At 44.5% G+C, this 23,307-nt stretch carries 21 protein-coding genes; all 21 read left to right on the forward strand.

Going from position 1 to position 23,307, the window contains the following annotated elements:
* Positions 1-8 precede the first annotated feature (8 nt).
* The 21 genes from rpsD (at position 9) to IT393_11570 (ending at position 23,005) form a co-directional block, all read left to right on the forward strand.
* A complete protein-coding gene (gene rpsD / locus IT393_11470) occupies positions 9-644 on the forward strand; it encodes a 30S ribosomal protein S4 (GenBank protein MCC7203263.1) in 636 nt (211 codons plus the stop codon).
* An 82-nt stretch (positions 645-726) separates the two neighbouring features.
* Complete coding sequence (locus IT393_11475) at positions 727-1,764, forward strand: DNA-directed RNA polymerase subunit alpha (protein MCC7203264.1); 1,038 nt, start codon at positions 727-729, stop codon at positions 1,762-1,764.
* Entirely contained in the window at positions 1,761-2,147 is a 387-nt protein-coding gene (gene rplQ, locus IT393_11480; protein ID MCC7203265.1) for a 50S ribosomal protein L17, read from the forward strand. Before IT393_11475 ends, rplQ begins: the two co-directional genes overlap by 4 nt.
* A gap of 126 nt (positions 2,148-2,273) precedes the next feature.
* Complete coding sequence (locus tag IT393_11485) at positions 2,274-2,561, forward strand: co-chaperone GroES (GenBank protein MCC7203266.1); 288 nt, start codon at positions 2,274-2,276, stop codon at positions 2,559-2,561.
* Positions 2,562-2,595: 34 nt separating this feature from the next.
* Positions 2,596-4,224, forward strand: a complete 1,629-nt coding sequence (groL, locus tag IT393_11490; GenBank protein MCC7203267.1) for a chaperonin GroEL — start codon at positions 2,596-2,598, stop codon at positions 4,222-4,224.
* Between the two features lie 139 nt (positions 4,225-4,363).
* Positions 4,364-6,616, forward strand: coding sequence for a tetratricopeptide repeat protein (locus IT393_11495; GenBank protein ID MCC7203268.1), 2,253 nt, complete (start codon positions 4,364-4,366; stop codon positions 6,614-6,616).
* A 94-nt stretch (positions 6,617-6,710) separates the two neighbouring features.
* Positions 6,711-8,744 (forward strand): hypothetical protein, encoded by a 2,034-nt coding sequence (locus tag IT393_11500; GenBank protein MCC7203269.1) that lies wholly within the window; start codon positions 6,711-6,713, stop codon positions 8,742-8,744.
* 100 nt (positions 8,745-8,844) lie between these two features.
* Entirely contained in the window at positions 8,845-9,360 is a 516-nt protein-coding gene (locus IT393_11505; protein MCC7203270.1) for a DUF177 domain-containing protein, read from the forward strand.
* A 13-nt stretch (positions 9,361-9,373) separates the two neighbouring features.
* Positions 9,374-9,556 (forward strand): 50S ribosomal protein L32, encoded by a 183-nt coding sequence (gene rpmF, locus IT393_11510; GenBank protein MCC7203271.1) that lies wholly within the window; start codon positions 9,374-9,376, stop codon positions 9,554-9,556.
* Between the two features lie 16 nt (positions 9,557-9,572).
* A complete protein-coding gene (gene plsX / locus IT393_11515) occupies positions 9,573-10,589 on the forward strand; it encodes a phosphate acyltransferase PlsX (GenBank protein ID MCC7203272.1) in 1,017 nt (338 codons plus the stop codon).
* A gap of 7 nt (positions 10,590-10,596) precedes the next feature.
* Positions 10,597-11,574, forward strand: a complete 978-nt coding sequence (locus tag IT393_11520; GenBank protein ID MCC7203273.1) for a ketoacyl-ACP synthase III — start codon at positions 10,597-10,599, stop codon at positions 11,572-11,574.
* Positions 11,568-12,524 (forward strand): ACP S-malonyltransferase, encoded by a 957-nt coding sequence (gene fabD / locus IT393_11525; protein MCC7203274.1) that lies wholly within the window; start codon positions 11,568-11,570, stop codon positions 12,522-12,524. The genes IT393_11520 and fabD overlap by 7 nt, the downstream gene beginning before the upstream one ends.
* The gene (gene fabG / locus IT393_11530; GenBank protein MCC7203275.1) at positions 12,521-13,264 is read left to right on the forward strand and encodes a 3-oxoacyl-[acyl-carrier-protein] reductase; all 744 of its coding nucleotides are present in this window, start codon (positions 12,521-12,523) and stop codon (positions 13,262-13,264) included. Before fabD ends, fabG begins: the two co-directional genes overlap by 4 nt.
* A 32-nt stretch (positions 13,265-13,296) precedes the next feature.
* Positions 13,297-13,527: an acyl carrier protein gene (gene acpP, locus IT393_11535; GenBank protein ID MCC7203276.1), complete on the forward strand. Its 231-nt coding sequence runs from the start codon at positions 13,297-13,299 to the stop codon at positions 13,525-13,527.
* 2 nt (positions 13,528-13,529) lie between these two features.
* The gene (gene fabF / locus IT393_11540) at positions 13,530-14,771 is read left to right on the forward strand and encodes a beta-ketoacyl-ACP synthase II (protein ID MCC7203277.1); all 1,242 of its coding nucleotides are present in this window, start codon (positions 13,530-13,532) and stop codon (positions 14,769-14,771) included.
* 5 nt (positions 14,772-14,776) lie between these two features.
* Positions 14,777-15,478 carry a ribonuclease III gene (gene rnc, locus IT393_11545; GenBank protein MCC7203278.1) on the forward strand — a complete coding sequence of 234 codons (702 nt, stop codon included), beginning with the start codon at positions 14,777-14,779 and terminating at the stop codon, positions 15,476-15,478.
* Between the two features lie 21 nt (positions 15,479-15,499).
* Positions 15,500-16,642, forward strand: coding sequence for an alanine--glyoxylate aminotransferase family protein (locus IT393_11550; GenBank protein MCC7203279.1), 1,143 nt, complete (start codon positions 15,500-15,502; stop codon positions 16,640-16,642).
* 44 nt (positions 16,643-16,686) lie between these two features.
* Positions 16,687-18,267: a phosphoglycerate dehydrogenase gene (locus IT393_11555; protein MCC7203280.1), complete on the forward strand. Its 1,581-nt coding sequence runs from the start codon at positions 16,687-16,689 to the stop codon at positions 18,265-18,267.
* Positions 18,268-18,498: 231 nt separating this feature from the next.
* Entirely contained in the window at positions 18,499-19,752 is a 1,254-nt protein-coding gene (hisZ, locus tag IT393_11560) for an ATP phosphoribosyltransferase regulatory subunit (GenBank protein MCC7203281.1), read from the forward strand.
* Between the two features lie 19 nt (positions 19,753-19,771).
* A complete protein-coding gene (dnaB, locus tag IT393_11565; GenBank protein ID MCC7203282.1) occupies positions 19,772-21,145 on the forward strand; it encodes a replicative DNA helicase in 1,374 nt (457 codons plus the stop codon).
* A 108-nt stretch (positions 21,146-21,253) separates the two neighbouring features.
* On the forward strand, positions 21,254-23,005 hold the full coding sequence (locus IT393_11570) for a tetratricopeptide repeat protein (GenBank protein MCC7203283.1): 1,752 nt from the start codon (positions 21,254-21,256) through the stop codon (positions 23,003-23,005).
* Positions 23,006-23,307: the final 302 nt, after the last annotated feature.

A 23,307-nucleotide genomic window follows, 5' to 3' on the forward strand; every position in this document is an offset into this window, starting at 1 on the left:
AGACTTAGTTGGCAAGATATATAGGGCCTGTCTGCAGGTTATGCAGAAGAGAAGGGATGAAGCTGTTTTTCAAGGGAAACAGATGCATGACGGAAAAGTGTGCATTTGAGAGGAGAGGTTATCCTCCCGGATTGCATGGTCAGAAGGGACAAAGAGGTTCAAAGGCGACCAACTATTCTATTCAGTTGAGGGAAAAACAGAAGGTGAAGCGCGTATACGGTCTTCTGGAGACACAATTCAGGGGATTCTTTGAAAAGGCATCCAAAAGCAAAGGTGTTACAGGTGAATTGCTGTTGCAGATGCTTGAGAGAAGACTTGATAATACGGTATTCAGGGCAGGGTTTGCCGAATCACGCAATGAGGCGAGGCAATTGGTAAGGCATGGACATTTTCTTGTAAATGGAAGGAAGGTCAATCTGCCGTCATACCTCATTAAGGAAGGTGACATTATAGAGATAAGGGAGAAGAGCCGTGAGGACGTCAGATTAAAAGACGCCATTACTAACCTTGGGAATAAAACTATCCCTTCATGGCTGGGTGTAGAGGGAGAGAATTTCAGGGCGCGTGTTACCGGACTTCCGGCACGAGAAGAGATTCTCCTGCCTATAAGTGAGCAGTTGATTGTAGAGCTCTACTCTAAGTAAATACGACCGCATGAGACAGGTTGTATTTACCCTGAGCGTAGCGAAGGGACTGATATAAGATAATATTATTCAGGGGGAGCTAATGATAATAAGGACTAAAGACTTTCAGATTCCAAAGAAATTAGAAGTAAACAGCGATACACTGACACCGACATATGGTGAATTTTATGCTGAACCATTTGAAAGGGGATATGGTGTTACAATTGGAAATTCGCTGAGAAGAGTGCTCGTGTCCTCAATAGTCGGTGCTGCAGTAACATCTGTTAAGATAAATACAGTTCTGCACGAGTTTTCTGCCATACCAGGGGTAAAAGAAGATGTAACTGACATAATACTGACCTTAAAAAATCTCAGGCTGAAGATGTACACTGATAAACCCAAGACGATTTACCTCCAAAAAAAGGGTGCCGGTACAGCTCTGGGACGGGATATTATTCATGATGCTGATGTGGAAATACTGACGCCTGATCTCGTGATAGCCACGATAGAGAAGGATGCGGCGCTTGACATGGAGATGACGGTTAAACCCGGAAGAGGTTACATTACATCGGAGCGAAATAAGGAGGAAGGGCTTCCAATAGGTGTAATACCTGTTGATTCAATTTTTTCGCCTGTTCAGCGGGTCAATGTCCGGATTGAAAATGCGCGTGTGGGGAAACAGACTGACTATGACCGCCTTATCCTGGAAGTGTGGACTGATGGAAGTATAAGGCCTGATGAGGCCATTAATCATGCCGCAAGAATCCTTAAAGACAATCTGAACATATTTGCAGAGGGTGATAATGACGAGTCCGATGCAGATAATGAATCAAATGCAACTACCCTGCAGGCAGCAAAAGAGGAGACTACTGTAGAAGGGAAGAAGTCTGATCTTGCCAGGAACCTTTACAGGAGTGTGGAGGAACTTGAGTTATCTGTAAGGTCTGCCAATTGCCTCAAGAATGCAAACATCTACACCCTTGCTGACCTCGTCAAAAAAACAGAAAACGAAATGCTTGAGACAAAAAACTTCGGCAGGAAATCACTCAATGAGATCAAAGAGCTTTTGATTGGCATGGGGCTGTCATTTGGCATGGATATCGACAGCATGGTAAAAAATGATGAAGGACAAAAGATATGAGACACAAAAAAGCCGGAAAACAATTAAGCAGGGATACAAAACACAGAAGATCATTATTAAGAAATCTTGTAACTGCGGCACTGGAGCATGGCAGGATAGAGACCACGCTTGTAAAGGCAAAGACTGTCAGGCCAATCGTTGAGAAGATGATTACCATAGGCAAGAGGGGAAGCCTGCATGACAGAAGACAGGCCCTTTCCTACATCAGGAGTGAGTCGGTAGTGACCAGGCTATTTGATTCGCTGTCCCCCCGTTTTCTTGACAGGACAGGTGGTTATACAAGGATTATCAGAACCAGAAGAAGACTGGGTGATTCTGCTGAGATGGCCATATTGGAATTGATTAATACAGGAAAAGATACCGGTAAGAAAGAGACTACCTGAGTCTTCGCAGTTAATCCTCTCTCCAGGACTTGCCGTTCGTTAAAAAGTGATTATATATCAACCTTGTCAAAGTATCATTGACAGGGAGACTAAAATAACCATTTAACTAAGAAAGGAGGCGATAAAATGTCAGGAGCAACAAAAATCAATCTGAAGTTCCGGCCCTTAAAGGACCGTGTATTTGTCAGTTATGCGGAGGAGGGTGAAAAGACAGCCGGCGGGATTTATTTACCTGAGACTGCCAAGGAGAAGCCGCAGAAGGGCAAGGTCGAGGCCGTCGGGAGCGAGGTAAAAGAGGTGAAAGTCGGGAATACGATACTTTTTGACAAGTATTCCGGATCCAAGACCAACATTGATGGCACTGAGTATCTGATTATAAAGGAAGAAGATATTCTGGGAATACTGGAAGGTTAGTAAAAATACAAAAAAATAAAAGGAGGGATGTTGAATGCCTAAACAGATAATGTACGGTGATGACGCAAGGGCAGCCATTCTTAAGGGTGTTAATCAATTGGCTGATGCAGTAAAGGTGACCCTTGGTCCGAAGGGGCGTAATGCGCTGCTTGATAAGAAATTTGGTGCCCCGGCAATTACTAAGGATGGTGTTACTGTCGCAAAAGAGATCGAGCTTAAGGATTCCTGGGAGAATATGGGGGCGCAGCTTGTCAAGGAAGTTGCAAGCAAGACCAGTGATGTTGCCGGTGATGGAACAACAACTGCAACTGTTTTAGCACAGGCTATTTTCAGGGAAGGCGCCAAGAATGTTTCAGCCGGTGCAAACTCCATGGAGATTAAGCGTGGTATTGATAAGGCTGTTGAGGTCGTGGTTGAAGAGATCAAAAAGATGAGCAAGCCTTGTCAGGACCGTTCAGAGATTGCACAGATCGGTACGATATCGGCCAACAACGATAATACTATTGGTGAATTGATTGCAGAGGCTATGGAGAAGGTTGGAAAAGATGGTGTAATTACTGTTGAAGAGGCCAAGACAATGGCGACTTCTCTCGATGTTGTAGAGGGGATGCAGTTTGACAGGGGATATATATCTCCATATTTTGTGACCGATCATGATAGAATGGAGGCCGTTCTTGAAGATGTTCTGATTCTTATCTATGAGAAGAAGATCAATTCCATGAAGGACCTCCTTCCGGTTCTTGAACAGATTGCAAAAATGGGCAGACCTTTGTTGATTATATCCGAGGATATTGAAGGCGAGGCCCTTGCAACATTGGTGGTAAATAAACTCAGAGGCACATTAAACTGTTCAGCAGTGAAGGCTCCGGGGTTTGGCGACAGAAGGAAGGCCATGCTGGAGGATATAGCTATCCTTACAGGCGGTCAGGTAATATCAGAAGACATCGGGCTTAAGCTGGAAAACGTAAAGATTACAGATCTTGGACGTGCAAAACGCGTTACCATTGATAAGGATAATACCACTATAGTTGAGGGCGCCGGCTCACACGACAAGATTCAGGGTCGTGTAAAGCAGATCAAGACGCAGGTTGAAGAAACCACTTCTGATTATGACAGGGAAAAATTGCAGGAGCGTCTCGCAAAATTAGTCGGCGGTGTTGCTGTAATCAATGTCGGGGCATCCACTGAGACTGAGATGAAGGAGAAAAAGGCCAGGGTGGAAGATGCACTGCACGCAACCAAGGCTGCTGTGGAAGAAGGTATTGTACCTGGCGGCGGGGTTGCACTCCTCCGTAGTGTTTCAGCTCTTGATAAGCTGAAGCTTGATGGTGATCAGAAGATAGGCGTTAATATTATACGCAGGTCTCTGGAAGAGCCTATCAGACAGATTGTAAATAATGCCGGGCTTGAGGGTTCTGTTGTTGTTGAGCGTGTAAAGCGTGAAAAAGGGACCTTTGGTTTTGATGCCTCTAAAGAGGAGTATGTTGATATGTTAAAGGCCGGGATTATAGATCCGACCAAGGTTACAAGAGTAGCCCTGCTTCATGCCTCGAGCGTTGCGTCACTTATGCTGACCACTGAGGTAATGGTCTCAGAGATTCCGGAAGAAAAGGAAAAGATGCCGCGCATGCCTGCAGGCGGCGGCATGGGTGATATGTATTAAGTCGTCTTGTCAGAATTGTTCACAAAAAGCCTCCCGGATGAATTCCGCGGAGGCTTTTTTTTTGGCCTGTTTTTTGCTGCTAAAGAAAAAGCACCTCTCTTACGATTTATAATGATGAAAGTGAGGCCTATACTTGTCATTGGATAAGAACAAAATATTAGTAGCAGCACAGCAATTCACTGTCAGAGGGCAGATACAGAAGGCTGTTGAGGAATGGAAGAAGTTAATCACAGACACCCCAAATGACGCAAATATTTATAATACAATAGGAGACCTGTGCCTGAAATATCAGGTGTCAGAGCAGGGAAAAGGCGAGGCAATATCAAACTACGTCAAAGCTGCTGAGATATTTGAATCATCAGGTTTTGCACTCAAGGCGATCGCCGTCTATAAAAAAGTCCTTAAAATAGCCCCTTCCCGGAAGGACATTTACATAAAGCTTGGAAATCTTAATTGTGAGAGAGGGCTCATAGGTAACGCCCGTGAGGACTACTTAGTCGCAGCCAAACTCCATACTCAGGAAGGCCAGATCCGTGAGGCGCTGGATGTTTACAGAAAGATAGCAGACCTGGATCCTTCTAATTTGAACGTCCGCCTCAAGATTGCGGACATTTTCATGAAAGAAGGTCTTAATAGTGAAGCAATAGAGGAATACAACAAGGTCGCCTCTGCCCATCTTCAGGCAGGAAGAAAGGAAGACGCAGAGAGTTTGTACAAGCTTATTTTACGTGTGGAGCCAAATGATGCAAGTGCTACATTAAATATTGGGAAACTACGGCTGGAAGACGGATATTGTGATGAGGCCATTGCATATGTGAGAAAGGCGCTGGAAAACTCTCCTGATTCTGAAGATGCCTTTTCATTACTTATTGACTCCTACAATAAGGCAAAAAAGTACGATGAAGCTGAAGAACTTATAAATAAACATATCAATGATTATCCTGATCAGATTGGATGCAGGGAAAAACTTGCGTCTATTCTGCTGAACAGAGGTGAGCTGCAGCGTGCGGCAGAAGAATATCTGAATCTGAGCAAAGAATATCTTAGCAGACACAATATTGAAAAGGCGTATGGGTTTGCAGAAAAGACTATAGGCATTTCGCCGGAGTTAGTTTCCGCACATGAGATATTATTTGAAATGTCTCTTTCGTCCGGGAATAAAGATACTATTGAGCATAAAGGCTTGTTCCTTGCAAAATATTATTTTGACAGGGGGGATAAATCAAAAGCAGGGTACTATTTTAAGAAGATACTGGAGGTAAATCCATTCTCAGCAGAGGCTAAAGATGGCCTGAGTAATATAGAGCCGGTGAATGAATCTGAAATCCCCGCTCCTGTGGTTTTGCCTGAAACTGCGGACATTTCCAATCATATAACATCCGCTGATGCCTATATGAAATATGGACTTGTTGAAAAGGCTGTAAATGAACTTAAGTCAGCATTGAGCATTGATCCTGATAATAAGATTGCCCATTCAAGATTGAAAGATGTCTATAAGACTACCGGAGATCTCGAAAAGGCTATTGATGAGTGCCTGATCCTTTCTGAAATATATGAGTCAGAAGGTGATGGAGACAGGATAGCTGAATTGATTCAGGAGGCAGCAGTCATAAACCCTTCTGACAGAAGAATCCAGGAATACAGAGACCGGATGACCCCGAGCGCACAGGTTGATGTAAGTGAACTTCTTGAAGAGGCGGAATTTTATGCTCAGCAGGGCATGAATGATGAGGCCGTAAATGTGTATGAAAAGATCCTCCATGCAGACCCGGATAATCAGGAGGCTAAGGCGAAGCTGCTCCGGCTGAAAGGATCTCAGCCTGAGATAGTAAGACCAGCGGCAGATGCCGGCAGTAAAGATAAAGCGGTGTCATCCCCATTTTTTGATCTCGGAGAGGCCCTGAAAGAATCTGAAACAGAAGAGCCTGTAAGGACCTTTACTCAGGAAGATGGCCCGGCTACAAGGAGTTTTGAAGAGTTATTTCAGGAATTTCAGGAAGGCATAAGATCGCAGTTAAGCTCAGAAGACTATGAAACGCACTATAATCTTGGCATAGCTTATAAGGAAATGGGCCTGTTTCAGGAAGCTATTGAAGAATTCAGGCTGTGTCTCCCCGGAGAGCATAGAATCATTGATGCATCGTTTATGATTGCACTATGCTGCAAAGAAATTGGTCAATATTCAGAAGCCGCTGAAGTTCTTAAAAAGGCGGCTCAAAGCCCGCAGTTTAATGACCGTAACCACCTTGTTGTGAAATATGAGCTTGGTGCCTTATTGGAAATGTCGGGTAAAAAGGAAGATGCGCTTAGTGTTTTCAATGAAATCCACGATACTGATGCCACCTACCGCGATGTTTCCGAGAAGGTGATGACCCTCCAGAAAAGTCTTTAATTTAAAAATCCAGGCAAGCAGGGATGAAGTCCATTATCATTAGAAATAAAACTCTTTTGCCATTTATTATTCAATGTTAGAATAGCGAATAATTATGCCAATAGTAATAATGATAATAGTCTTATTATCAGTGTTATCTCCGGTCATATCATCAGGAGAGAATCTTAATGTTTCCGGAATTAGTCCCGTTGAGGTCTCTGTGTTGCGTCAGCTTGATTCTGTTTTTGCCCACGATGCCAGTTCAGTAGCATTAAGCCGGGATCTTTTGTATGACAGTCAGATGCATGATGCAACAATGACTGTAATGGACATAAGAATGCGATGGAATGAGTTCAGCCCTGAATTCAGAGAGATTGCTTCCGGCTATTTTTTATCGAAGACCGTTAATACAACATATCAACTTCCGTCGCGGATGCTTGCGAAAGGTGTAAATATGGTTCGGGCAACGCATCTACTGCCCAACTGGATCGAGACTGAGCACTTCAATATTGAATGGGGAAATAATCTTATTAACAGCGACAGGGGAACAGATTCAGGTCATGTGACAGCATGCTCTTCAGCATATAATAATGGAACAGGTTGTTCCGGCATTCCGGACTCTGTGGATAAGTGGGCCGATTATCTTGAAGAGGTCTGGGCGTTTGAAACAGTGCAGCTTGGATATATCCGTCCAACTGGAACCGACACCTATCTCTATGACGTCTATATCGCCAATACAAAAGACAATATATCCGGTAATTCCGATGATCTGACACCGGCGCTTGCAGGCACTTATCTTGGTCTCACAGTGACATACTGTGATAAGAACTATTTTCAGATATGCAAAGACGAAAACACACAGGAATCATACTCATATATTGTTGTAAACAACTCTTATACAGACGAGCAGACAATGAAGATTACTGCCGCGCATGAGTTTTTCCATGCAATTCAGTTTGCTTATCCCTCCATTGATGAATGGTGGTATTTCCCTGATAACCACTGGTGGATAGAGGCAACAGCAACATGGATGGAGGAAGTAGTATACGATGAATCCAATCATTATTACCCGAGGGTTTGGTCATGGTTAAGGAGTCCTCAATTATCGCTGAAGAATTCCGGTACATCATATTCAGGACATGAATATGGGGACGTAATATTTATTCTTTATATGACAGACGTCTATCTGAAAAACAGGGAGTTCGTCCGTGATGTCTGGGAGAATGGCAAGAGTGGAACTGAATCATTAAATACGGTCCTCGCAACAGACAAATATGGCCGGGGCGATTTTGAGTCTGCCTTCAGGGGGTTTGTAGCCTTAAATGCCGTGGCTGATATCGGAGAGCCGTCCGGCGGTTATGAAGAAGGTGAAAGCTACGGCAGGGCTGCTGCTGTCAGAGCAGTCGGTATCTACCCGGTTGCATCATCCGTGTCCCCATTGTCTGCACCCCATGAACTTGGATCAAACTATATACAATTCCTCCCGCAGGATAAAGAAAATAATACCCTTACAGTTGAGTTTGACGGCGCTGACGGCATAAACTGGGGAACAATGCTTGTAAAGGTCAGAGGTGATGGAACAGGTTTTGAGAGGAACGATATGGCAATTGATTTATCATCCGGTTCCAGCTGTCTGTCTGTTGATGGATTCGGATCTGATTACAGTGAGGTCTTTCTTGTGGCTTCAGTGCTTATTGAGCCTGGTCTCATGGAGACTGCCCCTTATGGTTATAAGGCTTCTCTGGGAAGCAAGTGTCCAGATACAGGTTCATCTCAGGCATTCTCAGTTGCGAGGATTAGTGAAGACTCTCCTGAGACGGCCGGTTCGTCTGATAAGAGGTGTTTTATAGCAACTGTTGCATTTGGTTCTTCTGACTCACCTTATGTGCTTATACTGCGTGAATTCCGGGACAGGTATCTTATGACTTCGATGTACGGGCGCCTGTTTGTTGCTGCGTACTACACCGTAAGTCCGTCAATAGCTGATTTCCTTGAGAATCACCATCCTGCCCCAATGATTGTCCGGTATGCACTGTTCCCATTTATTGGGATCGTATATCTTATATTGCATACATCAATATTTGCCCTGACTCTGTCAGTCGTTATCCTGCTTTCAATACTTAGCAGGATAAAGCATGTATCCAGATAAAAGTATTCAAATAATTGACAATTATACCTCAATTCTGTATAATTCCAATTTTGATTGGAAGGTTTATTTATTCTTTCCCGGTAAGGCAGTATATACAGCTATGAAGATAATAGTTAGTCAAATTCCGGATGAAGGCATTGAAATTCATAGCGTAGAAACAGCAAAGGGCATGGGTATAGAACCAGCTGATCTGAAACTGAATGATGATGTCCGGATAGATGCAAGGGTCAGCCGGCAGGGAAGTGTTTTTTTTGTAGACGGTTCGCTGAGGACTTCACTCTGTTTGACATGCAGCAGGTGTGCCGGTGAATTTAACCATCCGGTAAGGGCTGAGTTTTATTGCCAGGAAGAACCTGTCCGTGAAACTGACACAGGGAAGGAAGCTGTGCTTCACAGAGGAGATATGGATATTGACCACTATGCCGGAGATGAAGTTGAATTAAATGACATCTTCAGAGAGCAGGTTATGCTGGCAATCCCAATGCATCCCTTATGTAAAGCTGATTGCAGGGGGCTTTGTCCGAAATGCGGACAGAATCTGAATATTAAAAAGTGTGATTGTACCGAAGATAAGGCGCACAACCCGTTTAGTATAATTAAAAATCTATTTGAATAAGGAGAGTAATACAATGCCTAACCCAAAACATAAAATATCCAAATCCCGCGGAGCCAAGAGGCGGACGCACAAAAAACTTGCCATGCCGGGTTACGTAGTGTGTCCTGACTGCCGCGAGACCAAATTAGCCCACCATGTTTGTCCATCCTGTGGAACATATAAAGGCAGGGAAGTAGTCGCCGTTATCGAGAAATAGCCGGTAGAAAACCAGTATGAGGATTGCTTTAGATGCTATGGGTGGAGACAGCTCTCCGGCTGCTGAAGTCGAGGGGGCGATCCTTGCGGCAAAAGAGTTCAATACAGATGTGGTGCTTGTCGGCGAGGAAAACCTGCTCAGGAATGAGCTTGGTAAACACAATGCATCCGGTCTCCCGATAACCATATGTCATGCTTCACAAAGGGTTGAAATGCATGAAAGCCCGGTCTCTGTTCTCCGTAAGAAAAAAGACTCATCTATAATTGTCGCAACAAATCTTGTACGTGATGAAAAGGCGTCGGCTGTTGTCAGCGCCGGTCATACAGGCGCTGCAATGGCAGCCTCCCTTCTGATACTCGGGCCTGTAAAGGGTGTGGAAAGACCGGCTATTGCCACTATCCTGCCTACAATGGAAGGTGTTGCAATCATGCTTGATGTTGGTGCAAATGTGGATTGCAAGCCCAAGCACCTTTATCAGTTCGCTATCATGGGACATGCATATGCAGTGAAGATGCTGCAGAAAGAGAACCCGAAGATAGGCCTGCTGAGCATAGGCGAAGAGGACACAAAAGGGAATGTCCTGACCAGAGAAACATTCAGGTATCTGAAAAACAGTCCTCTTAATTTTATCGGCAATGTTGAAGGTAAAGATGTTTACAGAGGGAGTGCGGATGTTATAGTATGTGATGGTTTCATTGGGAATGTAGCTCTTAAGATCAGTGAAGCTGTTGCTGATACAATGGGAAAAATGCTGGCCCGGGAAATTAGAAAATCTTTAACAGGGAAAATAGGCTATCTGCTTTTGAAGAAGGCGTTTGCATCTTTCAAAAAAAAGGTTGATTATGCTGAGTATGGAGGTGCTCCGTTGCTTGGAGTTAACGGCGTCAGTATAATATGTCATGGCCGCTCTTCACCGAAGGCCATCAAGAATGCAATCGGGATGTCTGTCAGATTATCGGAAGTTCAGACTGTCCAGTATCTGCAAAGAGATGTATCAGAGTTAATGGCATTTTTCAGGGAGGAGACGAGTTAGGATGTTTATCCGGTCAAGGATAGCAGGCACAGGCTCCTACCTGCCCCTGAGAGTCCTTTCAAACAAAGACCTTGAGAATATGGTTGACACATCGGATGAATGGATTGTCGAGAGGACAGGCATAAGCGAGAGGCGGATAGCGGCTGAGGATGAAGCGGCGTCTGACCTTGCATTCTTTGCCGCTGAAAAAGCCGTCAAAAACAGCGGAATTAAGCCTTCTGATATTGATTTCATAATAGTGGCTACTGTTACCCCGGATATGTTGTTCCCATCCACTGCCTGCCTTGTTCAAAACAGACTCGGAGCAAAGGGCGCCTTTGCGTTTGATTTGTCCGCCGCATGTTCAGGTTTCATTTATGCACTCTCAGTTGCAGACCAGTATATAAAATCAGGTATGTACAGTACCGGGCTTGTCATTGGCTCTGACGTGTTCTCAAAGGTGACGGACTGGACTGACAGAAATACCTGCGTCCTGTTCGGCGATGGAGCCGGTGCCGTGATACTGAAAGCTGACAGCGGTCCAAAAGGTGTTATATCAACACATCTCTACTCTGACGGGACATCATGGGATATGCTTTATGTTCCAGGCGGCGGGTCCCGAATCCCCCCCGGAGAGGATATGATAAAAAGCAGACTCCAGTTTGTTAAGATGCGGGGTAATGAGACATTCAAGGTGGCTGTAAACACAATGTGCAATTCAATTAATGAGGCATTAAAGAGCAACGGCCTTACGGCTGACGACATAAAGCTGTTTATTCCACATCAGGCAAATTTAAGGATAATTCAGGCAATCGGGAAAAAGCTTTGTGTACCGATGGAGCGGTTCATGATAAACCTTGACAGGTATGGAAACACATCTGCTGCATCAATTCCTATAGCTCTGGATGAGGCTCTTAATGAAGGAAGGATATCAGACGGAGATAATATCCTGCTTGAAGCATTTGGCGGGGGGCTTACATGGGGGGCAGTGCTGATAAAATGGTAAGAAAAGTTGCGTTTCTATTTCCGGGACAGGGTTCTCAATACACTGGAATGGGTAAGTCTCTGTATGATAATTATGCATCTGCAAGGGAGGTTTTTGATGTTGCACAGGATATACTGAAGTGGGACATTAAGGGGTTATGTTTTGATAATACTGGAGACAAAATCAATTTGACAGAATATACTCAACCTGCTATTTTAGTCACGAGCATAGCGGCGTGGAGCATCCTGGCGAAGGAGAATGTAGTACCTGTTGTTGTTGCCGGTCATAGCCTTGGAGAGTACTCAGCTATTGTATCTGCCGGAGGCCTGGCCATTACAGACGCACTGCCTGTAGTACAAAAGAGGGGCAGGTTTATGCAGGATGCTGTACAGAAATACAGCGGCATGATGGCCGCAGTACTTGGATTATCAAGGCATGATGTTATTGAGGTTTGCAGGTCGGCTTCGTCCGGGGCGGAAGACATTGTCACACCTGCTAATTTTAACACTCCGGAGCAGATAGTTATTGCAGGCACAGCCGGGGCAGTTCAAAAGGCAATGGAGTTGGCTAAGGAAAAAGGTGCAAAGAAGGTAATCCCTCTTAATGTGAGTGTCCCATCTCACTCTCCGCTGATGGAACCGGCTTCGCAGAAGTTGTCAGAGGTGCTGGACAATATCAAATTTTCAAACCTGAATATTCCTTTAATTACAAATGTTGATTCAGTGCTTGTTAACGACTCAGATGCCATAAAGAATGCACTGGTCAGGCAGTTGACAAGTCCGGTGAAGTGGGATGATGCGATGCAGTCTCTGTTAAAGGATGGATTTAATACATTTGTGGAAGTAGGTCCGGGGCGTGTCCTGACAGGATTGCAGAAAAGGATAGCAAAGGAGTTGCAAACGGTTGCAGAGTTGTTTAATGTAGAAGATGCAGCAAGTTTTGATAAAACTTTAGAGGGATTGACGACATGACCGGAGAAAACAGGGTAGCATTTATTACAGGGGCGAGCCGGGGTATCGGATATGCCATAGCTGAAACGCTTGCCAGGGACGGTGTTGATATAGCTGGTATAGATATAAATATAGGCGAACTGCAGTCTGCAATGAAGGCTATAGGAGAGGCCACTGGAAGGCAGACACTGGCCCTGCAGGCTGATGTCGGAGATTTCCCGGGCATCGAGAGTGCAGTAGGTGAAGTGATAAAAAAATATGGCAGGATCAGTATACTTGTAAACAATGCCGGAATTACGAGGGATAATCTTATACTTCGCATGAAAGACAATGAATGGGATGATGTAATAAGAATAAACCTGACAGGAACATTTAATTGTACCAGGGCGGCAATCAAGGGTATGGTAAAGAACAGATATGGAAGGATAATCAGCATAGCATCTATAGTTGGTATGATGGGCAATACAGGACAGGCAAATTATGCTGCGTCAAAGGCAGGCATAATTGGACTTACAAAAACAATTGCAAGGGAGTATGCCAACAGGGGTGTTACTGCCAATGCTATAGCGCCGGGATTTATTGAGACAGATATGACAAGGAAACTGCCGGAAGATGTTACGAAGGCCCTTCTGAATCAGATACCGATGGGCAGGCTTGGCATGCCTGAAGATATCGCCAATACCGTGAAGTTTCTTGCATCAGATGAGGCAGGATATATTACAGGGCAGGTTGTAAATGTAAATGGCGGGATGTACATGTAAACAAACAAAAAGGAGGTGATGTACCTGTGGCATTGTCAGTAGAGGAAAAGGTGAAAAAGATCGTTGGGGAACAACTTGGAGTTGATGAGGAAGAAATTACTCCTGATGCGTCATTCGTCGAGGATCTTGGCGCAGATTCACTGGATACAGTGGAACTGGTCATGGCCTTTGAGGAGGAGTTCAGCATCGAGATACCTGATGAAGATGCAGAGAAAATAATAACGGTTCAGAATTCAGTTGATTATATAAAAGAGAGGATTTAGTATTGAAAAGGCGTGTAGTAGTAACAGGCATTGGACTTGTTACGCCACTCGGTACGGGGGTGAATAAAACATGGGAAGCCCTGTGTGAGGGAAGCCCCGGAATTGGCAGGATAACACGGTTTGATCCGTCAGAACTCCCTTCTCAGATAGCTGCTGAGGTTAAGGATTTTGACCCTGCCGATTTTATCGAGAAGAAAGAGATAAAGAAGATGGACCGGTTTATCCAGTTTGGCGTTGCTGCTGCAAAGATGGCAGTTGAAGACGCAAGGCTTGAGATTGCCGGGTCAATGGCAGACAGGGCAGGCGTGTATGTCGGTGCCGGAATTGGCGGTCTGCCGGCCATAGAGTCTAATCATATCAAATTCCTTGAAGGGGGTATAAAGAAACTCACCCCATTTTTTATCCCAATGGTAATAATTAACCTTGTCTCCGGACACATTGCCATAATGGTTGGGGCAAAAGGACCAAATTCATCTGTAGTAACTGCATGTGCAACAGGCACCCATGCTATAGGTGATGCATTTAAAATTATACAGCGTGGGGATGCGGACGTAATGATTGCAGGAGGTACTGAATCAACAATAAGTCCGCTTGCTGTCGCTGGATTTTGTGCCATGCGTGCATTATCTGTAAGAAATGATGAGCCTGAAAAGGCAAGCCGGCCTTTTGATGCTATGAGGGATGGGTTTGTGATGGGTGAGGGCGCCGGTGTGATGGTGCTGGAAGAACTGACGACAGCGTTAAAGCGGGGCGCCAGGATATATGCAGAGGTCTGCGGTTATGGCATGACAGGTGATGCCTACCACATTACATCACCTGCTCCCGAGGGGGCCGGCGCCGCACGGTGCATGGGGCTTACTCTTAAAGATGCCGGATTATCGCCGGAAGATGTTTCATACATCAATGCACATGGAACGTCCACCAGGTTCAATGATGAAAATGAGTCGTCGGCAATCAAGACAATATTTGGAAAGAAGGCGTATGATATTCCGGTCAGCTCTACAAAATCCATGACAGGTCATCTGTTGGGTGCTGCCGGCGGTATAGAGGCGGTATTCTCTGTGCTGACTATTGATAAAGGTGTCATTCCTCCTACCATAAATTACGAGTTTCCGGACCCCGAATGTGATCTGGATTATGTGCCGAATAAGGCCCGGGCATCCAGTGTGGATGTTGCAATGTCCAACTCCTTTGGATTCGGCGGAACTAATGCATGTATCCTTTTCAGGAAATATTCAGGTTAAAGTAAATGAAAGAAGAACTGACAAGAGACCTTCAAAAGAGGCTTTCCTATCACTTTATTAACATTGACCTGCTCAGAGAGGCAATCACACATAAGTCGTACGTTAATGAGAACCCGGAGCTGAATGCCAAAGACAATGAGAGGCTGGAATTCCTTGGTGACGCAGTTCTGGACCTTTCCATAAGCTCATATCTTGTGGAGCACTTTCCTGATTATCAGGAGGGAGAGCTCTCAAAACTGAAATCAATGATGGTTAGTGAGCCGTCACTGTCCAGGATAGCCTCTGAACTTGACATAGGGGAATATCTTCTGCTTGGGAGGGGGGAAGAGCACACCGGTGGAAGGAAGAAAGAGTCATTACTTGCCAATGCCTTAGAGGCCATTATAGCTGCAATTTACCTTGACGGCGGCTTGCCGGCGGCTGATGGCTTTATAAGGATGGTATTCGTTTCGCAAATTCAGGCTGTAACGCGCGATGGGATCAGCCTTGATTATAAGACGGATCTTCAGGAGTATTGTCAGGGACATAATCTTGAATTACCGTTATACAGGGTCTCAAAGGAGACAGGCCCTGATCACAGGAAGACCTTTGAAGTTGAACTTCTCATTAACGGCGAGGTATTAGGTCTCGGCATTGGAAGGAATAAGAAAGAGGCGGAGCAAAGGGCGGCAAAAGAGGCATTAAAATACTTGACAAGTAAATCTTAAACATGATAAGTTAGCACTCCCATGAACAAGAAATACTTATTAGCTCCAGGTCCAACACAGGTGCCGCCTGAGGTGCTCCTCAGAATGGCCCATCCCATGATTCATCACCGTTCTCCTGATTTTACGCCTGTAATGGAGGAGGTGAGCGCCGGTCTTAAATGGTTATTCCAGACAAATAATGATGTGCTTATCCTTGCCTCAAGCGGTACAGGTGCAATGGAAGGTTCAGTCTCAAACTTCCTCAGCCCGGGCGACAGGGTTATCACGGTAAATGGCGGAAAGTTTGGCGAGCGCTGGGGGAAGATTTGCAAGGCGTTTGGTGTAAATGCCGTTGAGATAAAGGTTGAATGGGGTGATGCAGTTGATCCGTCAGTTATAGCAGATCATCTCAAAAAAGATCCCTCAATAAAGGCTGTTTATGTACAGGCAAGCGAGACATCCACAGGAGTAGCTCATGATGTAAAGACTATTGCCGGGATTGTCAGAAACTATCCTGATACTATGTTTGTCGTTGACGCCATAACTGCTCTTGGCGTTTTCGATATTAAACCAGACGAGTGGGGGATAGACATACTTGTTACAGGCTCTCAGAAGGCTTTAATGCTGCCCCCGGGCCTTGCCTTTGCCAGTGTCAGTGAAAAGGCGTGGAAAAAGAATGAAACTGCAAAATGTTCGAGGTTCTATATTGACTTTAAAAAGGAACGGGAGAATATAAGGAAGAATACTACTGCCTATACACCTGCAGTGTCTCTTATAATAGGACTTCAGCAGGTGCTAAGGATGCTTAAGGAAGAGGGTCTGGATAATATTTTTACAAGGCACCATATGCTGGCAGCTGCTACAAGAGAAGGTATGAAGGGTTTTGGGCTCGATTTGCTTCCACGCACGTCTCCGAGCGATGCAGTTACCGCTGTCCGGGCGCCTGAAGGTTTTGACGGCCAGCAGATATACAAGCGGTTGAGAGAAAGACACGGCATTACTGCCGCCGGCGGTCAGGATCATCTGAAGGGGAAGATATTCAGGATTTCCCACATGGGTTATTGTGATAAATTTGATGTGATAACGGCAATTGCCGCGACAGAGATGGTATTAAAGGAAATGGGCTATAATGGTGAACTCGGGAGTGGTTTGAGAAGGGCAGAGGAGGTCTTTCTTAAAATCTGAGAGCCCGGATCACAGGTGACAGATTTGAGTTAGCAACAATTGCAATGCGTGTACTGGTCAGTGACAACATATCTGATAAGGGCGTAGAGATACTTAAAAACGCCGGCCTCGATGTTGACGTAAAAACAAAATTAAGCCCATCTGAATTAATCAATATTATAGGTGAGTATGAAGGCCTTGTTGTGCGCAGCGCTACAAAGGTTACAGCAGAAGTAATCAGCGCTGCAAAAAAACTGAAGGTTGTAGGAAGGGCAGGGGCCGGACTCGATAATATTGACGTACCGGCGTCTACCAAAAAGGGTGTGGTTGTAATGAATACACCCGGAGGCAATACTGTGACAACCGCAGAGCATGCTGTTGCAATGCTTTTGTCTCTGGTTCGAATGATCCCGCAGGCCACTGCATCTACAAAGAGCGGGAAATGGGAGAAGAACAAATTTACAGGTCAGGAGTTTTTTAATAAGACTTATGGCATAGTCGGCATGGGAAGGGTTGGGGGGCATGTTGCCAAACTGGGACAGGGCCTTCTGATGAATGTGCTTGCCTTTGATCCATATTTATCACAGGAAAACGCTCAGAAAATGGGTGTTGAGCTTGTGTCTCTTGATGAAATTTACCGCCGTTCCGACTTTATAACCATACATACACCACTTACAGCCGAGACCAGAGATCTGATTGGAGCCGGTGCAATTGCCAGCATGAAGGATGGGGTTCTTATAGTCAATTGCGCGCGTGGCGGAATAGTTGATGAATCTGCGCTTTATGAAGGTTTAAAATCAGGGAAGATCGGCGGAGCGGCCTTTGATGTATTTGTGCAGGAGCCGGTGGATGCGCAAAATCCGCTTCTAACCCTTGACAATTTTGTATGTACACCTCATCTTGGCGCGTCAACAATGGAGGCTCAGGAAAATGTTGCGCTTGCCATTGCAGAGCAGATAGTGGATTACCTTACAAAAGGGGTAATTCGCAACGCAGCTAATTTCCCTTCTGTATCCCCTGATGTCCTTCCAAGACTTCAACCCTATATATCACTTGCTGAAAAGCTTGGGGCATTTCAGGCATCAGTCTGCGAAGGTGCCATAGAAAAGGTTAACATTGAGTATCGCGGGAAGGTGGCGGACCTTACTGTAGCTCCGCTCACGATTGCAGCGCTCAAGGGATTGCTGACTCCCATACTGGAGGACTCTGTAAATTATGTCAATGCACCGTCTATTGCGCAGGAGAGGGGAATCAGCGTAGAGGAGTCCAGAAATCGTGATGCAGGAGATTATATCAGTCTTATTACAATTAAAGTCAGTACCAGCGCAGGTGCAAATGAAGCTAAGGGTGCGTTATTCAGCAGGAGAGATCCAAGAATAATAGAGATAAACGGATACCCTCTGGAAGTGGTACCTGAAGGATACATGATTGTACTGTCTAATGTTGACAAACCAGGAGTAGTTGGAAACATAGGTTCAATACTTGGACAACATAACATTAATATTGCCAGGATGCAATTTGGAAGAGATGTACCCGGTGGCAAGGTGTTGTCAGTTATTAGCATAGACTCTCCAGCCTCGCCTGAACTGATGGAGCAGATGAAGAGGCTTCCTAATGTTCTGTCAGTAAAGCAGATAAAACTCTGACGACTTCTAAAATGGCCAGACGCGGTGTTGCGCTGCATCCTTCGTCACTGCGGCGTACCTGAAAGTACGCATCATTCCTCAGGATTTGCGTGCCTTGCGCACGATTGCAATTAAACCTCTAAAATGTTATTGTAATGTAATTTATCAGGGCAAATTAATCTTAATTTTCTATAGCATACATTGATCATGAAAAAAAGCGTTCAGCCGTCCAGTACCTCTACCCCTCGCGGGATGGCAACACATTTACCAGCCAGCGCATTGCTGCGCCGTCATGTACAGGATACAGTGCTGGCAACTTTTTTTAAATGGGGCTACAGGGAAGTTATACCTTCTGTCTTTGAATACCTTGATGTTCTTGCCAGAGGTCTCAGCAGTATACTGCTCGAGAAAAGCTATAAATTTGTGGACAGGGACAGCGGAAGGCTGATGTTGCTGAGGCCTGATATCACTCCTCAGGTTGCCAGGATGGTGGCAGGTATCCTGTCAGATGAACCAAAACCAATAAGGTTGTGTTATTACGGCAATGTCTTCAGGTATGAGGAGTCTCATGCAGGACTGGAGCGGGAGATGTTTCAGGCGGGATGTGAGCTTGCAGGTGCGGCATCACCGGAGGCAGATGCGGAGATTATTGCTGTTGCAGCAGAGTCAATAAAAAAGTTTGGGATAAGTGATTTCAGGATTGTAATAAGCCACGCAGGCTATCTTTCAGGGATGATGACATGCATCAGAGAGTCTTTGCCGGGGGCCCTGTCTCATGATTTTGAGCATGCCTTGCGGGATGCAATATCAAAAAAGGATGCGTGCCGGGCAGGAGAATTACTTGATAGTTCTGGAGCAGATCTTCCGGTAAGGGAAAACGTCCTGCAGGTATTGAAGTTATATGGCGAAGAAGATGTTTTTGAAAGGGCCGCCCGATTTATCAACAACCCTGAGTCAGATAATGCCTTGCGCAACCTCCGTGAAATTTATGAGTTGTTAAGTGTATACGGCCTTAAAGGACGGGTATTTATAGATTTGTGTGAGATGAGGGGAATTGATTACTATACGGGATTATTTTTTGAAATATTTCATGATGGTGTAGCCTATCCTCTTGGACGCGGAGGAAGATATGATAATTTGATCGGCAGATTTGGCCTTGACTGCCCATCTACAGGATTTGCAATTGATGTGGAATCAATAATTATGGCAAAAGAAAAGAGGTATGGTGTTTCTCTGCCTGATGAAAGCATCGGATATCTGGTTTATCTCTGTAATGAACAGGTGAAAAATAACATTGCGTTATCCGGGGCATTAAGAAGCGCCGGACACAGGGTAATTCCAGGTACGGGTTTGGAAACAATAGATGTGGCAATCGAATATGCAACAAGCAATAACATAGAGAAGATTATCACAGATGGAAAAGACTCCGGACATTATTTTGTGATTGATGTCAAAACAGGGAAGATGGAGCATATGGATCGAACCCGGCTGGTTTATAGTGATTGAAATAAAGTGAGGCATGACTATGGGTGCATATACAGCTGACATAGAAGATTCGACATTCAAGGTACCTCCCCAGAATATTGAGGCAGAGCAATCTGTCCTTGGCGCTATACTGATTGAAAACAGCGCTATATACAAGGCTATTGAAGTTATTAATGCCAATGATTTCTACAAAGAGGCGCATAAGAGGATATTTGTCTCGATGCTCGAACTGAATGAAAAGAACGAGGCAATAGACCTTGTAACCCTTACTGACTATCTGCGAAAAAAGAATGACATTGAGTTTGTGGGAGGAGTTACATATCTTGCAATGCTCTCAAATATGGTTCCTACTGCCGCAAATATCAGATATCATGCAAAGATTGTATCTGAAAAATCATTGCTAAGAAGTCTGATAAACACTGCAACAGAGATTGTTACCAGGGGATATGAGAATCTTCAGGATATTGATGACCTACTCGATTTTGCTGAAAATGCCATCTTCAGCATATCTGAAAACAAGATTAAACGTTCGTTCATTCATATAAAAGATATTATTAAAGACAGTTTTGAGACTATAGAGAAACTGTCGGAGAAAAAGGAACGTGTTGTTGGGGTACCTTCAGGATTTGTTGATCTTGATAGCATGACAACGGGATTTCATCCTGCTGATCTGATAATTATTGCAGGGCGGCCATCCATGGGCAAGACCGCGTTTTGTTTATCCATTGCCCAGCATGCCGGTATTGAAAAAAAAGAACCGGTAGCGATATTCAGTCTTGAGATGACAAAGGAGCAGATAGTAACGAGATTATTATGTGCAGAGGCAAGGGTTGATGCGCACAAGTTACGCTCCGGATTCCTGAGTAAATCTGACTGGCCGAAATTGACAAATGCCGCCGGACGCATATCTGAGTCTGCCATTTTTATAGATGATACACCGGCAATATCTGCACTTGAAATAAAGGCCAAGGCAAGACGGCTTAAAGCTGAACATGGTTTGAGTCTTTTAATTGTTGACTATCTTCAGATCATGGGAGGGAGGTCTGCCGGCAGGAGGGGAGGGACGGAAACCCGTGAACAGGAAATATCTGACATATCAAGGTCCCTTAAGGCCCTTGCCAAAGAATTAAATGTGCCTGTAATAGCATTGTCTCAGTTAAACAGGGCTGTTGAGGCAAGGCATGACAGAAGGCCTATGCTCGCTGACCTCAGGGAGTCCGGTGCCATCGAACAGGATGCAGATGTGATTATATTTATTAACAGGGAAGAGGTTTACAAGCAGACTGAAGAAAACAGGGGGATTGCTGAGATTATAATTGGTAAGCAGAGAAATGGCCCGATAGGATCGGTTAAACTTGCCTTTCTTGATAAATATACAAAATTCGATAACCTCGAAAAGGTTCATGGTCAGTAACAACATCTAACACTTGTCTTAATGTATGTGAAAGAAAGGAATGGAATGGCCTTACGTTCAATAATCCTTGTGCTATCACTGGTAATAATGATTAATTCCTGTACGGCTGTGAAACAGGTTGCACCGGTTCAGCCGGAAGACGTTCTCACAGTTGAGACTGATGTTCAGGTCAGGACTTCTCCGGAGGCATATTATAATTTCATGCACGGATATATGGATGAGCAGGATGGTAATATCAGGGAGGCCCTTAAGAAATATGAAATGGCACTGTCTTATGACGAGAATTCACTGTTTATGCTGGCCCGGGTTGCGACACTTCAGGCCAAATTGGGACAGATTGAAAATGCCATTGAGAGCATGAAGAGGCTAATTAATGTGGCGCCACGTCCGAATGCAGCAAAGTTCCTGCTGGCGGAGATGTATTTCAATGCAGGCGAATTTGAGAAGTCTGTTGAAACATTTGACCAGCTTATTGATAAGGAACCTGTTTCCGTCAAGGTATATTTAAACCGGGGGCTGGCTCTTGCTAACATGAAACGATTTGATGAGGCTGAGGAATCAATCAGCAGGGGAATCAGTCTTGATCCGGACAATCCCACCGGATATGTATTCATGGGTGATCTGTTTTTTGAGCAGGGCAAGACAGGGAAGGCAAGGAGATATTACAAGAAGGCAATCGCAAGGAAGAATAACTATGAGCAGGGATACCTTAAAGTGGCGTCCACTTACATGAAGGAAAAGAATTATGATAAGGCTGAGAAGACGTACGAGACGATACTGACAGAGGTCAATCCATACAGCCGTGATGCCGTTGCACAACTGACTCAATTGTATGTACAGGACAAGAGATTTGAAATTGCCATTTCGGTTTTGGAAAGGGCACTTGAGCACAATCCGAGGGATTATGATCTGCTTTTAAACCTGTCGTATCTCTATAAGGAAATTAAGGAATATCCCAGGGCCATCCAGAAGGCACAGATAGTAGTCGCTGCCAGATCAGGGGACACAAGGATGCATGCATATCTCGGATATTTGTATGAAGAGGCTGGCGATTATGACAATGCCGGAAAAGAGTACGAGAAAGTAATTCAGGCAGATCCATCAGACATTGATGCCCATCTTCACCTTGGTTTAATACTGATAAGAAAAGGTGAAAAAGGGAAGGCCGAAGAAATTCTAAAACATTGCATAGAACTTGATCCGAAACGTCCCAATAGTTATTTAATACTTGGCGTGCTTTACACTCAGGATAAAAGGTTCAGGGATGCAGAAAATGTGTACATTAGAGGTCTAGAGGCCGTACCTGACAACACGGGCATGCATTTCAATCTGGGTGTTGTATACGACAGGCTTGAGATGTTTGATGACATGGTCATGGAGATGCGAAAAACCCTTGAGCTTGATCCTGAACATGACAATGCCTTAAATTATTTGGGATATAGTTATGCTGACAAAGGGATTAATCTCGATGAGGCAGTTGAATTAATAACAAAGGCGCTCAGGGCGAATCCAGATAACGGCGCTTATGTGGACAGCCTTGGATGGGCATATTTCAAAAAAGGGATGGTAGAGCCTGCTTTGGAATATCTGAAGAGGGCTGCCCGGTTAATGCCTGATGACCCGGCGATCCTTGAGCATCTTGGTGATGTGTATCTTGAAAAGAACATGCGGGATGAGGCTAAGGCAGAGTGGATAAAGGCACTTGAATTGGATATAGCTAATGATAAACTCATTGCAAAATTCAGGGATGCAGGGTTTGGAGAGCCTGGAAATGAAGAGCTATTAAAGAATATATACAATGAATTAATGAACAAAAAAACCATCGAACAGCAAAAGCAAGAAAAATCAGCGCCCCGTTGAACCAACAAACAGCTTCTCTAACCTTATCAGTTCGTCAAATAATCAACTATTGATGACAAAATTTGTCACTATCGAATGAATTACAGTGCGGTAATCTATAGTGTAATACATTAAATAATACGCATATCTATCTGAATAATAAGTCATTAAAGGCTGCTTTTGACGAGCCGATAATATAGGCATGTAATATGCATTCTCATGTTGTCAAACAAATAGAAAAATGACAGTAAAGAGAAGGAGGTGAAACAGATATAACGGTTTAACAATAACAATAACAATGCCGGACCTTTTGGCCGGTAAAA

The sequence above is a fragment of the Nitrospirota bacterium genome (assembly GCA_020851375.1).
Classification (GTDB): Bacteria; Nitrospirota; 9FT-COMBO-42-15; order HDB-SIOI813; family HDB-SIOI813; genus RBG-16-43-11.

Bases quoted from the DNA above. Each gene is read 5' to 3' on its own strand.
- IT393_11550 (MCC7203279.1), top strand. From the start codon at position 15,500: ATGAACAAGAAATACTTATTAGCTCCAGGTCCAACACAGGTGCCGCCT.
- rpmF (MCC7203271.1), top strand. From the start codon at position 9,374: ATGCCTAACCCAAAACATAAAATATCCAAATCCCGCGGAGCCAAGAGG.
- IT393_11485 (MCC7203266.1), top strand. From the start codon at position 2,274: ATGTCAGGAGCAACAAAAATCAATCTGAAGTTCCGGCCCTTAAAGGAC.
- IT393_11475 (MCC7203264.1), top strand. From the start codon at position 727: ATGATAATAAGGACTAAAGACTTTCAGATTCCAAAGAAATTAGAAGTA.
- IT393_11505 (MCC7203270.1), top strand. From the start codon at position 8,845: ATGAAGATAATAGTTAGTCAAATTCCGGATGAAGGCATTGAAATTCAT.
- fabD (MCC7203274.1), top strand. From the start codon at position 11,568: ATGGTAAGAAAAGTTGCGTTTCTATTTCCGGGACAGGGTTCTCAATAC.
- hisZ (MCC7203281.1), top strand. From the start codon at position 18,499: ATGGCAACACATTTACCAGCCAGCGCATTGCTGCGCCGTCATGTACAG.
- IT393_11555 (MCC7203280.1), top strand. From the start codon at position 16,687: ATGCGTGTACTGGTCAGTGACAACATATCTGATAAGGGCGTAGAGATA.
- IT393_11500 (MCC7203269.1), top strand. From the start codon at position 6,711: ATGCCAATAGTAATAATGATAATAGTCTTATTATCAGTGTTATCTCCG.
- fabG (MCC7203275.1), top strand. From the start codon at position 12,521: ATGACCGGAGAAAACAGGGTAGCATTTATTACAGGGGCGAGCCGGGGT.
- dnaB (MCC7203282.1), top strand. From the start codon at position 19,772: ATGGGTGCATATACAGCTGACATAGAAGATTCGACATTCAAGGTACCT.
- plsX (MCC7203272.1), top strand. From the start codon at position 9,573: ATGAGGATTGCTTTAGATGCTATGGGTGGAGACAGCTCTCCGGCTGCT.
- rplQ (MCC7203265.1), top strand. From the start codon at position 1,761: ATGAGACACAAAAAAGCCGGAAAACAATTAAGCAGGGATACAAAACAC.
- groL (MCC7203267.1), top strand. From the start codon at position 2,596: ATGCCTAAACAGATAATGTACGGTGATGACGCAAGGGCAGCCATTCTT.
- rnc (MCC7203278.1), top strand. From the start codon at position 14,777: ATGAAAGAAGAACTGACAAGAGACCTTCAAAAGAGGCTTTCCTATCAC.